Source organism: Pararhizobium polonicum, from assembly GCF_001687365.1.
GTDB classification, from domain to species: domain Bacteria; phylum Pseudomonadota; class Alphaproteobacteria; order Rhizobiales; family Rhizobiaceae; genus Pararhizobium; species Pararhizobium polonicum.
Window position 1 is genome coordinate 20116 of the sequence record NZ_LGLV01000020.1, and the last position, 13160, is coordinate 33275.

A 13160-nucleotide genomic window follows, 5' to 3' on the forward strand; every position below is an offset into this window, starting at 1 on the left:
ATCAGATTCCTCCCAGCCTGATTGTTGCGTATCGTCTGATCACCTTGTCGGGCAACGCGAAGGCAAACAGGTTCCAGATCGGTAAGTCACTGGAATCATAGGCAACGGTGACGGTGAATTGATTGAGGTTGCTGGCATCGTCCTTGACGTCGACGTTCAATTTGCTCTTGTTGATGAAGGCATAGTCCAGCTTTGACGACTGAATGTAGGTGTTGCTCAGGCTCTTTCGTTCCACCGACGATAGACCCGCCACGGCTGTTCGCGCCGTATCGGCGGCGATCTGCTGGACCGAGTAGCTGGCACTCAGATAGATGCCGTAACCGATCATGGTGAATATGGTCATGAAGAACAGCGGAGCGACGAGCGCAAATTCCAGCGCCGCGGTCCCCTCGACATTCCTGCGCATTCGCGTAAGGAGAGACATGAAACACACTCCCAGGTTTATATCGGGGCAATATACTGGCCTCGATACACCTATATCGTGTGCTTCATTTGTTAATTTTTCGATATACCAATAAATTGTATTTTATGTTTCTGCGTCTCATTGTTGTATTTCATATATTTAGGGTTGTATCATTCTTGGCCGGCCGGGCGTTCCGGCTCCGATGCCCGCACCGGAATGACACAGACGGGACAATCATGCCGGTGAACTGTCTCCACTCTTGTATTGTGCCAGCTGTCCGTGCAGCCGGCTCACATCGGCGCGCAGCTCGGCGATTTCGCGCAGCAGCACGGTATCGATCTTGTGGTGCAGTGAAATCAGTTCCACTTCCGACTTGAGGTTGACCTCATAATCCTTCGAAGCGTCGAAGCGATCCTTCATGGCCTGCCGGTTCTGCGACATCATGATAATCGGCGCCTGCAGGGCCGCGATCATCGACAAGAGCAGATTGAGGAAGATGAAAGGGTAGGGGTCGAATGCATCCCGGGTCAAAAGGATGGTGTTGGCGGTGGCCCATACGGCCAGGAATATCAGGAAGCCGATGATGAAACCCCAGGAGCCGCCGATGCGGGCAATGGTATCGGCCATCCGGTCGCCGAAGCCCTGTTCGGCGACGAAGGCGGCATTGGTGTCCTGCGACAGGGTTTTCCGTTCCTTGGCGTGGTGCAGAACATGGCGTTCCACCGGGCCGAGCTCACTGCTCGGTTTGCCGAAAAGAAGGTGGGAGACTTCATCGATATGCGACATGGGGTGGCTCCGCTGGAAGACGTTGCCGTTGTTTTAACCCATGCCGCCGATTTGCGGAAACGCCGAACGTCCGGCGTCCCCTGTGTCTTTTACATCGCGCCGGCGAACAGGTCGGCGTGGGACTGGAAGAAACGGTCCGTGCCGTAGCGCTTGCCGAACATCATGTCGTGCTGCAGGAAGCGATAGTCGCGGATGAGCGACGGGATGGTTTTCTTCCGCCCCCAGGCCGGCGTGTCCTTGCCGTCGGTATCGATGAGCATGTAGCGGTCGATGACGGGATACTTGTCGAAGATGTTGCCAAGGAAACCGGTGTAGTAGGGATGCTCGAAGCCGCCCTGCTTGAGGATCTGGTAGGACAGGAAAGCCGGGCTGATCGTGCCGATATCCTTGACCGGGCCGGTCTTGTTCGACCAGACCACCAGCGGCGTTTCGTGCTGGGCCTTCATCTGCTCGAGCGATCCCTTGCGCGAGGCCGTCAGGCTGTTCATGAATCCGGTGTTCGGATAAACCGTGTTGAGTGGCGGCAGGTGATCGCCGAACAGCACGATGATGGTTTCGCGGTCGCGCTCGTTGGCCCAGTCCATCAGTTTCTTCAGGCTGTCGTCGGCTTCCTTGATCCCCTGCGCATAGGTCGCCAGCGCCGCGCGGTCGGATTCGGGCAGGTTGCCCTCCACCTTGATGGTATTCCGTGCATAGCGGTTGGCCTCGTAGGGACCATGGCCCTGCAGCGTCACGGTAAAGAAGAAGAAGGGATCGCGCAGATCGTCGGCCTGGCGGATGATCTCCTCAGTCAGCGATTCGTCGGAGGCGAAGATGCCGCGCTTCTGCATGGGCGGCATGTTTTCCTCGGATTTGAACTGCTCGAAGCCGAAGGCCTTGTAGACGGCGCTGCGGTTCCAGAACCATTTCTGGAACGGATGCACGGCGCGCGCGACGTACCCTTCGCCACGGAAGAAGGTGGCAAGCGAGGGGATCGGGTTACGGATATACTGCTGGTAGGGAATGCTGCCATAGGGCAGGAAGGCGTTGGAAAACCCTGTCAGAGCCTCGAATTCGACATTGGCGGTCATGCCGCCGAATTCCGGCGAGAAGACGTTGCCGGACTGCATTTCGCGGATCGTCGGCATCGGGTCGGGCGAGAGCTTGACGTTTGGCAGGCGGGTCGGATCCCAGAAGGACTCGCTCATCAGCACGATGACATCGGGCTTGCCGCGATGCGACGTGCCGGCCGGCATCGGTCTGGTGGGGATGTTGTCGATGGCGTTCGCCATATAACCGGCTGGCGCCGTGACGTTGGCCATCGGCAGGTTGAGCGCAAACGCCATGGCAAAGCCGTTGTGACGGTAGTTTTCGGTCTGATCCCACATGATCGGGATGACCTGCAGCCGGTCGCGCACCCAGGAGAAATTGTTGTAGTCCATGATGTGGACGAAGGCGCCGAGCAACGGCAGGGCGACGGCCAGCCGCGCGATGCGCTGGCGGCGGGCGAGAACCGGGAAACGGCGCCATGCGAACCGGCCAAGCCAGACAAGGGCGAAGACTGCGACAATCAGGCCGACGACGATGCCGGCCGCCGTCCACGGGCGGTCACGCACCAGAACCGGCATCAGTTCCATGATCTGGCGCCCGAACAGGAAATCGGTCGGATAAAGCGGATCGGACAGGAAGATCTGCTTCTGGCGGCTGACGAATGCCGGGATGAGGGCCAGCGGCGCAATCAGGATAATGCTGTAGTTCTCGCGCGCGAAGGCTGCGTCGAGCGCCAGGAAGAGGAGGAAGAACACGCCGATCGTGGTCCAGGCCGGGCGGGCTGGGTTCAGCAAAAACTGGGTGGCTTCCAGAGCGGAATTCCGGGCGATCCATTCGACGAGAAAAATCAGTGTGATCGACAGAAGCAGCGACAGGATGAGACGGCCGGCAATCGACAGCGCCTTGGCTTGGCGGGCACCGAAACCGATTTGCGGGCCATAGGCCTTAGAAGCGGTGGCAGCGTGAACTGCCGTCTCAAAACTGGCCAAGGCCGTCTCCAATTTCATAAAACTATCGTAGGGATGTCATATAGATGTCATCTTGAACGGAGGATGAATAATTAAAAAGGGTGTTTCCCCGATTTTTTCAACGGTCTGCCCGACCGGGAAAACAGGCCGTCCGCAGCCTTCAGTCGTCATTTCGGTGCAGAGATTGCCGAACCGGACGGATTTTTTTCTGACTTGGCGGCAAGCACGGGGTATTTTGACGCGGAATGCGATAAACAGCTCTCCGGATGCGCAAAACATCCGCGATAGCAAGATCAAGCACAGGCCTGTTCATGACCGCGCAAAAGACCATTTCCACGACATTCCGCATCGCCGTTGCCCAGCTGAACCCGACCGTGGGCGACGTTTCGGGCAATCTTGCCAAGGCGCGAGAAGCCCGCACCGAGGCGGCGCGCAGCGGCGCCGACCTGCTTCTGCTGACGGAGCTGTTCATCTCCGGCTATCCGCCGGAAGATCTGGTGGTGAAGCCCGCCTTCCTGAACGCATGCCGCAAGGCTGTCGATGCGCTGGCTGCGGACACGGCCGATGGCGGCCCGGGTATCATCGTCGGTTTCCCGCGGCAGGACGAGACCGGGCGCTACAACGCGGTTGCCGTCATCGATGGCGGACAGGTGATTGCCATCCGCGACAAGGTGGACCTGCCGAATTACGGCGAATTCGATGAGAAACGGGTGTTCGATCAGGGACCGATGCCCGGACCGGTCAATTTTCGGGGCATGCGGCTCGGCATCCCGATCTGCGAGGATATCTGGGGCGACCTCGGGGTTTGCGAAACGCTGGCCGAAAGCGGCGCCGAGATCCTGCTGGTGCCGAACGGTTCGCCCTATTATCGCGGCAAGATGGATGTCCGTCATCAGGTGGCGATCAAACAGGTGATCGAGACCGGCCTGCCGTTGCTCTATGCCAACCAGCTCGGCGGCCAGGACGAACTGGTCTTCGACGGGGCAAGCTTCGCCGTGAACACGGACAAGCTGCTGGCTTTTCAGATGAGCCAGTTCGAAGAGGCCATATCGATCTGCGAATGGAAGAAGCAGGAGGCCGGCTGGGTCTGCCAGAGCGGAATGATGTCGCGCCTGCCGCAGAACGAGGAGGCCGACTACCGCGCCTGCATGCTCGGCTTCCGCGATTACGTCAACAAGAACGGCTTCAAGAATGTCGTGCTCGGCCTTTCGGGCGGTATCGATTCGGCGATCTGCGCGGCGCTTGCCGTCGATGCGCTGGGCGAGGAGCGGGTGCGCACGGTGATGCTGCCCTATCGCTACACGTCGTCGGATTCGTTCAAGGACGCCGAGGATTGCGCCAAGGCACTTGGCTGCCGCTACGATATCGTGCCGATCGAGGAGCCGGTGCAGGGATTTCTCAGTGCCCTTTCAGACATGTTCGAGGGCACGGAATCCGGCATTACCGAGGAAAACCTCCAGAGCCGGACGCGCGGCACGATCCTGATGGCGCTCTCCAACAAGTTCGGCTCGATGGTGGTCACCACCGGCAACAAGTCGGAAATGTCGGTCGGCTACGCGACGCTCTATGGCGACATGAACGGCGGCTTCAACCCGATCAAGGACCTCTACAAGATGCAGGTCTACGGCCTGTCGCGCTGGCGCAACACCACCGTGCCGCCGGGCGCGCTTGGGCCGTCCGGGGAAGTGATCCCGAAGAACATCATCGACAAGGCGCCGTCGGCCGAACTGCGCCCCAACCAGACCGACCAGGATTCGCTGCCGCCCTATCCGGTGCTGGACGATATCCTCGAATGCCTGGTCGAGAAGGAGATGGGCACCGAAGAGATCGTGGCACGCGGCCATGACGAGGCGACGGTGCACCGGATCGAGCATCTGCTCTACATCGCCGAATACAAGCGCCGCCAGTCGGCGCCCGGCGTGAAGATCACCCGGAAGAATTTCGGCCGCGACCGCCGCTACCCGATCACCAACCGGTTCCGCGACCGCTAGAACGAGAAGCCGGAGGAGACGAAATGCGCAGTTCAGTCGAAATCTACACGCTTGCAACCGGCAAAAGCCGCGTCGTCTGGCAGACGGAGCAGCTGGTCGAGGCACCCAACTGGTCGCCCGACGGACAGTCGCTGGTCATCAATGGCGACGGGCTGCTCTACCGCTTGCCGCTTGCGGGCGGCGAGCCGGCGTTGATCGACACCGGCTTTGCCCGCACCTGCAACAACGATCACGGTATCTCGCCGGATGGCCAGACCATCGTCATCAGCGACAAGACGGAATTCGGCGCATCGACCATCTACACGCTGCCAGCCATAGGCGGTCAGCCGAAACAGGTAACGCAGAACCGGCCGTCCTACTGGCACGGTTGGTCGCCGGATGGGAAAACGCTTGCCTATTGCGGCATTCGCGATCAGGTCTTCGATATCTACACCATCCCGGTCGACGGCGGCGAAGAGACCCGCCTCACCTTCGGAGAGGGGCGCAATGACGGCCCCGACTACAGCGCCGACGGAGAATGGATCTACTTCAACTCCAGCCGGACCGGCCGGATGCAGATCTGGCGCATCCGGCCTGATGGTTCGGATGTCACCCGGATCACCGACAGCGCCTATGGCGACTGGTTCCCGCATCCGTCGCCCGACGGCAGGCACCTGCTCGTCATCTCCTATGACGGCGACGTCTTCGATCACCCGCGCGATCTCGACGTCCGGCTGCGGCTGATGGATCCGGATGGCGGCAACGCCCGCACGCTGTTCGAGCTGTTCGGCGGGCAGGGCACGATCAACGTTCCCAACTGGTCGCCCGACGGTACGGAATTCGCCTTCGTGCGCTATGAACCGGTCGTTGGCGATTAACGGTTTTCCAACCAGCTTGTTTAAATGAAACTTCCGCTTTCCCTGCTAGGCTTCGTTCCAATCAGCAGGCCGGAGCCCTTTCATCAGCTTCGGCGCAATGGACCGGTGAGGCGGCATGGCGGCAAGGGTGGCGACGCGGAAGACGGACGGGGCGGTTCTGGGTATCCATGCGGCCTGCACGCTTGTTGCGCTCCTGCTGGTTGCCAGTCTTGCCTTCGTTCTCGATCGCTCCGCCACCGAGGCGGATCGATTCGGACTGACCGCCGAGCGGACACTCATCGAAAGCGAGATGCAGCATCAGATCGATGCGGTGGTGCAGTATCAGGCGCAATTGTCCTATTGGGACAAGAGCTTCGCCCAGCTCGAAAACGGCACCTTCACCGATGCGTTCGTTCAGCAGGAGTTGACGGACTGGCTGTGGAAGGATTTCGGCTTTTCCTGGATGATCTTTGCCGATTCCTCCGATCGCACATTGCTGGCCATGGAGAACGGCCGCAAGGCCGCCCTTCAGGATGGCAACAGTACCCTGAAATGGGCCGACGACCTGATCGAGAAGGCGAACGATCTTTACGAAGCGGCGCTGGTGGCCAGGAGCGGCGGCTGGGCGCTGCGATCCACTGCGCCGGACAAGGATGCATTGACGGCACCGGTGCCGAATATCCATGCCGCAGATCTGCGGATGATCGATGGCAGGATGAGCATCGTCGTCGCTCAGGCCGTCGTGCCAAGAACGGAGGATATTCCGGCGAGCCGCCGCAGACCGGTGTTCATGATCACGGTCAAGCCTTTCAGCGACCGGATGCTCCGCGACATGGAAGACAGGCTTGGTGTTTCCGGTCTCGGCTTTGCGCCGCTGCGTCAGGTGCCGGAAGGCTCCATTCATGTGGCGATGAGCAACTGTTCGCAGCCCGCCTGCATGGTGGCGTCCTGGGTGCCGCGCGCGCCGGGCAGTTTCGTCCGCTCCGAGACACTGCCGAGCGTCATCGTCATCGCGATGGCCGGTGCTTTGCTCATGGCCTTCATCGCCGCGCGGTTCGGTTCGGTATTTTCCGCTCTGCGGACAAGCGAGGCGGAAAACCGGCATCTTGCCAAGCATGACCGGCTGACCGGGTTGTTGAACCGCAGCGGTTTCGATGAGCTGCTCGAAGCGTCGCTCGCCAGTGTCAGGCTGCATCCCTTTTCGCTGCTCTGCATCGATCTCGACATGTTCAAGGCGGTCAACGATACCCATGGCCATCCGGCCGGCGACGCTGTGCTGAAGACGCTGTCGTCCCGCTTTGCCGCACGTGTCGGGGATCGCGGCGCCGTTGCCCGGCTTGGCGGCGACGAATTCATCATCCTTCTCGATCGAACGGTTGCACGCGATCAGGTGGTGGCGTTTGCCAATGCGCTGATCGCCGAGGCGCAGGTGCCGGTGCCGTTCGATGGACAGATGCTGCACGTCGGCTGCAGCATCGGCGTCGCCTTTGCCCCGGAACACGGCGGTATCGCCCGCGAAATCGTACCCTTGGCCGATCAGGCGCTGTATCTGGCCAAGAACCGCGGCCGCAACCGCGTCCAGACGGCCGATGATCTGGTCAATACGGACTATCCTTCGCAGACCGGGCAGGCTGCCTGATCAGCGCCCGGAGGGCGGGATGTTGTAGGGCGTGATGACTTCCACCGCCGACAGCCGTGCGGCGCCCGGCCCGGCCAAAGCGCCGCGCCGGCTCATGATCGCCCGGAACGCGGTCCGCACGTCGGCTTTCAGATCATGATGCAGGATGAAATGGATCTGCCCCTTGCGCAGGAGTGCCAGATTGTCAGTGTCGAGATCATGCGCCACGAAGATCGAGCAGGCCCGACCGGCAGCGGTGAAAGCGGCCAGCACCGCCCGGTTGCCGCCGCCGATCGAATAGACGGCGTTGATGCCCGGATGGCTGGACAGCGCGTCAGTTGCAAGCGCGCCCGTTGCGTCGTCGCGGCCAAGGCCTTCGCTGATTTCGACAATGCCGATCGCCGGGTAGCGGTCACGCAGGGTGCGGCGAAAGCCGATTTCCCGCTCTTCCTCGCCTCGAAACCGGCTGCTCGACAGCGTTGCCAGCACCGTTGCCGGAGTGCCGGCAAAGCGCTCGCCGATCAGATAGGCCGCCGTCTCCCCGGCAGCCCGGTTGTCCGCCCCGGCATAGGCCGTGCGCGGCGCGTTCGGCAGGTCGGTGACCAGCGTCACCACCGGAATGCCGGATTGTTCGAGCCGCGTGACGGCGGCGCTGATATCCGGCACATCGGGCGCCTTGAGCACGAGACCGTCGGTGCCGCGCAGGCGAATGCGGTCGAGAAGCTGGACGATGTCCTGCGGCCGCATGGACTCGGCGACATGGAAGCGCGACCGGAAGACCGTCGGCAGGAAGGTCGTGCTCTCGCTTTCGAAAGCATCGCGCACGGTGTCGGTAAAGCGGTCAGGCGCTTCCATGACGATGTCGATGCTGAATTTGCGGCCCTGGATCTCGACGCCGGCCTGCTGTTTTTCCAGCTCCCGGATGGCGGCGCGCACCCGCAGTTCCGTCTGCCTGCGCACGCCCGTCCGGCCGTTCAGCACGCGATCGACCGTGGCGACGCTGAGGCCCGCCTGAAAGGCGATGTCCTTGACCAGAAACTCGTGCGCCATCGTGCTCCGTTCTGATGGTTTTTTGATGGGTTCCTGCTCTATATCAGCTTTTGGTCCCGCGTATAGTGCTGCCATCGAGGAGCATCCGACGGGAGGAAATGGGATGAAAACCGACAATCTGCTGAAGCAACGCGCGGACCGGGTCTGGCTGACAGAGGCCGCGTGCGATCTGGAGGATTTCCGCATTGAGGTGGAGCGCACCACACAGCTGGGCGACTATCCGCATGCCGCAGGCGTGGAGAAGAATGTACTGATCTACGACGGCGCCAGCGTGCTGAAGGCGGCGGCGACCGAAGAGGGGCGCCGGGCGGTGCTGGCCGAAATCTGCGAGGCTTTTGCGACAGGCCCCGGCGTTGTCGTGCTCAAGCGCGCCTATGCCGATACCGCCGTCATCGATGCGGCGAGCGGCATCTTCGACGAGATCATCAACGAGCAGCACCGCACCAATAGCGGCGGCGGCGACCACTTTGCCAAGCCCGGCGCCAACGACCGCATCTGGAATTCGCTGGAAAAGCACTGCCTGAAGGATCCGGAGAATTTCGCCGCCTATTACGGCAATGCCCTGATCGCGCTGGTCAGCGAAGCCTGGCTCGGGCCGAGCTACCAGATGACGGCGCAGGTCAACCGGGTCAATCCGGGCGGGGCGGCGCAATCGGCGCATCGCGACTATCATCTCGGCTTCCAGACGTCTGCCGTCATCGAGCAGTTTCCGGCCCATGTCCACCGGCTGTCACCGGTGCTGACGCTGCAGGGGGCGGTGGCCCATTGCGACATGCCGCTGGAAAGTGGGCCGACGCTGTTCCTGCCCTATAGCCAGACCTATGTGCCCGGTTATTTGGCGCTGAAGCGTCCGGAATTCCGCGACTATTTCGACCGCAACCATGTGCAACTGCCCCTGTCGAAGGGCGATCTGGTGTTCTTCAATCCGGCACTCTATCACGCCGCCGGCACCAATCGCTCCGAAGGTATCAAGCGGGTCGCCAATCTGCTGCAGGTATCGTCGGCTTTCGGCCGGGCGATGGAGACAGTGAACCGCGAGCGGATGAGCGCAAAGCTTTACCCGGCGCTGAAAGCCATGTTGGCAGACGGCCGTCTGTCGGAGGCGGAGGCCGCCTGCGCTATCGCATCCTGCGCGGAAGGCTATTCCTTCCCGACCAATCTCGACCGCGATCCGCCGGTGGGCGGATTGGCGCCGAAGACGCAGGCGCAGCTGATGCACGAGGCGCTGGCCGAAGGCTGGGAAGCGGCTGCCTTGACCGCAGCGCTTGCGGCGCAGTCGGAAAAGAAGCTCAGCTAAATCAGGCAGACTAAACGTGGCGAACTTCCGTCCGGTTTCCGGGCGGGAGTTTTGCGTATGACCAGCATTCAAATGGAGGAAATGGAATGAGCAATGATTATGGCCGGCTTGACGGCAAGATCGCCATCGTTACCGGCGGCACGCAGGGGCTGGGCGCGACGATCGCGGCGCTGTTTGCCGAACGCGGTGCCACCGGCATCGTGATCTGTGGCCGCAACGCCGCCAAGGGCGAAGCCAAAGCCGCCGAGATCGGCAAGGCGACTGGCACCAAGGTGGTTTATGTGCAGGCCGATCTTGGAGAGGTCGAGGACGCGCGCAAGGTGGTGGCCACCTGCGACGCGGAATTCGGCCGGGTCGACGCGCTGGTGAACGCGGCGGCGATCACCGATCGCGGCACGATCCTCGATACCAGTCCGGAACTGTTCGACCGGATGTTCGCCGTCAACGTGCGTGCGCCATTTTTCCTGATGCAAGAGGCCATCGGCGTGATGCGCCGGGAAAAGATCGAGGGAACGATCGTCAATATCGGCTCGATGTCGGCCAAGGCCGGCCAGCCGTTCATATCGGCCTATTGCGCCTCCAAGGGCGCGCTGGAAACGCTGACCAAGAACACGGCTTATGCGGTGCTGCGCAACCGCATCCGCGTCAACGGCCTCAACATCGGCTGGATGGCGTCGGAAGGCGAGGATCGCATCCAGCGCGAATTTCATGGGGCTGCCGGCGACTGGCTGGAAAAGGCGGCGGCAAGCCAGCCCTTCGGCCGGCTGGTCGATCCGGCCGAGGTGGCGCGGGCCTGCGCCTATCTGTCGTCGGCGGAATCCGGCCTGATGACCGGCTCGGTGATCTGCTTCGATCAGTCGATCTGGGGCGCCTATGACGGCTCGCCGCATCCGGTCGCTGCCCTTTAGGGAGAACAGGCGGGCCGCCTTGCATTCGGCGGCCCGCTATGACCATATCGCTCTCGTTCAGGTGCCCGTGAAAGCGGGAGAATCGGGAATCCGGTGAAAATCCGGGACGTGCCCAACGCTGTGACGGGGACGGTTTTGCATTGATGAATCTCTGAGTGTTCTCAGAGTTCTGCCACTGGATCTTCAAGTAATCCGGGAAGGCGGCAAAGCCGGATGATCCGCAGTCAGAAGACCGGCCTGACGCGATAGACCAGACCCGCGCGGACGGCGGGAGGTTTCGCATTGTTGGGGATCAAACGATGCAGGTTGAACCACAGGACCGCCTTGTGAAGGCGGACGCATTTTCATCGGACGAGCGCGCCGCCGTCTACCGTGCCATCGAAACCCGCCGCGACGTGCGCGACCAGTTTCTGCCGCAGCCTCTGCCGGATGACGTGATCGCACGCTTGCTTGCGGCCGCGCACAGCGCGCCCTCGGTCGGCTTCATGCAGCCCTGGAACTTCATCGTCGTGCGGGACGAGGACAGGCGCGCACGCGTCTTCGACGCCTTCCAGCGGGCCAACGAAGAAGCGGCGCTGATGTTCGAGGGGGCCGCACAGGACAAATACCGGTCATTGAAGCTTGAAGGCATCCGCAAGGCGCCGGTCAGCATCTGCGTCACCTGCGATCCGACGCGCGCCGGCAAGGTCGTCCTCGGCCGGACGCACAATCCGCGCATGGATGCCTTTTCGACGGTCTGCGCCGTTCAGAACCTGTGGCTTGCGGCACGCGCCGAAGGGGTGGGCGTCGGCTGGGTCAGCATTTTCCATGAGCAGGATATCAAGACGGTGCTCGGCATTCCCGATCACATCGAGATCATCGCCTGGCTGTGCCTTGGCTATGTCGATAGGCTCTATGCGGAGCCGGAACTGGCGGTCAACGGCTGGCGCCAGCGGCTTCCGCTGGAGGACCTGGTGTTTTCGGACGCCTGGGGCGTCCGGCCTGCCGGTTGATCAATTGGTCTGCTGCGGTTGATAGCCGGGGCCGGCCGGATGCCTGAGGTCGATCGACGTTTCCTGCGAGGGCAGGAAGCTTGGGCCGACGACGCGCACCTTGCTGTCCTGCGGATTGTAGGGCCGATCCGCGATGGTGCTCTTGACCTCGGTGTCGACCTTCCTGGGGGTATCCGTGGTGTCGTCCGCCTTCTTGCGCGTGCGAAACTCGATAATGCCTTTGCCATCGTCGGGCGTGCTCTGGTTCGTCGCCGTGCGTCCGGCGGGCGCGCAGCCGCACTGGCCGGGCTGGCTGAGGTCGCGTGTCTTGTAGGCGAAGGCGGCCGGCAGTGCGGCATAGGGTTCGCCGGTGGCGGCGGAGACCATCTGATTGGTCTCCTCGGTCGCCAGCGCATGGTAGTAAAGCGCCGTCTCCGTTCCCGGGCAGCGCCGCTGGCAGGTCTCGGCGTCGCGCTGGAAATCGGCGGGCGATGCATTGGACGAGATCGGAAAGAACGCCCCGTCGCACGTGCGCACGCAAAGTGTGCGCAGGGCGCCGGAATAGGCGTCGCCCGGCCCGAAGCCATCGTCCAGCGTGAAATCGGACATGGTGGTACTGCCGCGCAGGTCCGAATAGGTTTCGCTGATCGGTGGCAGGTCTTTGAGGATATTGCGATGGGTTTCCGGCTCTTCGGCCGCGGCCCTCAGAATGTTGTCCTGTTCTTCGGCGCAGCGATTGACGTTGAGCGCGGCGAGAATGCGCCGCCGGGTGATATCGCTGTCGCTTCCGTTGACGAGATACTGGCGGCGGGCCTTCAGCGTTTCCAGATCCATTTCCATCTGCGCGATTTCAGCGCTGAGGCTTTCGCAGGCTTCCTCATTCGGGCCGCCGATAACGATCACGCTTTCCGAGCTGCACCCCAGCCGCCGGCGGTCGCTGCGGGCCTGGCGCAGATTCAGGTTCTGGCGCGAGATGGCCCCGGTATAGTCACGCAGATTGGCGTTGGAGGCGACGATCTTCGGCAGGCTGGCGAGCCGCGCGTTCAGCCGTTCGCACACGGACGAGGCACCAGCCGTGGTCGCCATGACCAGAAGGAGCGGCGCTACCAGCGCCGCGAAGGATACCGAACGGACGATCACGTGTTTCTCTCGCCTGAGTAGACCGGCATCTCGCCGGGTGCGCGGGAACACCCCCGCCCTAGACTCTGCGCCCATCATAACGCCATTCGAAAGCGGTGCAACGCAGACCGTGTGCCAGCGTTAATGCGGCCTGGCAGATTTAAGGCAGGCGAGGCGGGAGCGC

Annotated in this window: 11 protein-coding genes and 1 riboswitch; of the genes, 6 read left to right on the forward strand and 5 right to left on the reverse strand. The window is 62.1% G+C overall.

Going from position 1 to position 13160, the window contains the following annotated elements; all coding sequences use genetic code 11:
* Position 1: 1 nt before the first annotated feature.
* From ADU59_RS26695 to ADU59_RS26705, 3 genes are all read right to left on the reverse strand, one after another.
* Positions 2-424 (reverse strand): TadE/TadG family type IV pilus assembly protein, encoded by a 423-nt coding sequence (locus ADU59_RS26695; RefSeq protein ID WP_068958377.1) that lies wholly within the window; start codon positions 422-424, stop codon positions 2-4.
* A gap of 213 nt (positions 425-637) precedes the next feature.
* A complete protein-coding gene (locus ADU59_RS26700) occupies positions 638-1189 on the reverse strand; it encodes a DUF1003 domain-containing protein (RefSeq protein WP_068958379.1) in 552 nt (183 codons plus the stop codon).
* An 89-nt stretch (positions 1190-1278) separates the two neighbouring features.
* On the reverse strand, positions 1279-3225 hold the full coding sequence (locus ADU59_RS26705; protein ID WP_068958380.1) for an LTA synthase family protein: 1947 nt from the start codon (positions 3223-3225) through the stop codon (positions 1279-1281).
* A gap of 272 nt (positions 3226-3497) precedes the next feature.
* Between ADU59_RS26705 and ADU59_RS26710 the strand changes: the two genes are divergently transcribed.
* The 3 genes from ADU59_RS26710 (at position 3498) to ADU59_RS26720 (ending at position 7652) form a co-directional block, all read left to right on the forward strand.
* Positions 3498-5177 carry an NAD+ synthase gene (locus tag ADU59_RS26710; RefSeq protein ID WP_068958382.1) on the forward strand — a complete coding sequence of 560 codons (1680 nt, stop codon included), beginning with the start codon at positions 3498-3500 and terminating at the stop codon, positions 5175-5177.
* Positions 5178-5200: 23 nt separating this feature from the next.
* Positions 5201-6034 (forward strand): TolB family protein, encoded by an 834-nt coding sequence (locus ADU59_RS26715; RefSeq protein WP_068958384.1) that lies wholly within the window; start codon positions 5201-5203, stop codon positions 6032-6034.
* Between the two features lie 115 nt (positions 6035-6149).
* A complete protein-coding gene (locus ADU59_RS26720) occupies positions 6150-7652 on the forward strand; it encodes a diguanylate cyclase domain-containing protein (protein ID WP_068958387.1) in 1503 nt (500 codons plus the stop codon).
* On the opposite strand, the gene ADU59_RS26725 is transcribed toward ADU59_RS26720, so the two are convergent.
* Positions 7653-8681, reverse strand: a complete 1029-nt coding sequence (locus ADU59_RS26725) for a LacI family DNA-binding transcriptional regulator (protein ID WP_068958389.1) — start codon at positions 8679-8681, stop codon at positions 7653-7655.
* 103 nt (positions 8682-8784) lie between these two features.
* On the opposite strand from ADU59_RS26725, the gene ADU59_RS26730 reads away from it, so the two are divergent.
* The 3 genes from ADU59_RS26730 (at position 8785) to bluB (ending at position 11878) form a co-directional block, all read left to right on the forward strand.
* Positions 8785-9978, forward strand: a complete 1194-nt coding sequence (locus ADU59_RS26730) for a phytanoyl-CoA dioxygenase family protein (RefSeq protein WP_068958391.1) — start codon at positions 8785-8787, stop codon at positions 9976-9978.
* A gap of 86 nt (positions 9979-10064) precedes the next feature.
* On the forward strand, positions 10065-10886 hold the full coding sequence (locus tag ADU59_RS26735; protein ID WP_068958393.1) for an SDR family oxidoreductase: 822 nt from the start codon (positions 10065-10067) through the stop codon (positions 10884-10886).
* Positions 10887-10927: 41 nt separating this feature from the next.
* A riboswitch (cobalamin riboswitch) is annotated at positions 10928-11141 on the forward strand.
* A gap of 44 nt (positions 11142-11185) precedes the next feature.
* On the forward strand, positions 11186-11878 hold the full coding sequence (gene bluB / locus ADU59_RS26740) for a 5,6-dimethylbenzimidazole synthase (protein WP_068958396.1): 693 nt from the start codon (positions 11186-11188) through the stop codon (positions 11876-11878).
* On the opposite strand, the gene ADU59_RS26745 is transcribed toward bluB, so the two are convergent.
* Complete coding sequence (locus ADU59_RS26745; protein WP_244506525.1) at positions 11879-12943, reverse strand: DUF2865 domain-containing protein; 1065 nt, start codon at positions 12941-12943, stop codon at positions 11879-11881. It abuts the gene before it with no gap.
* Positions 12944-13160: the final 217 nt, after the last annotated feature.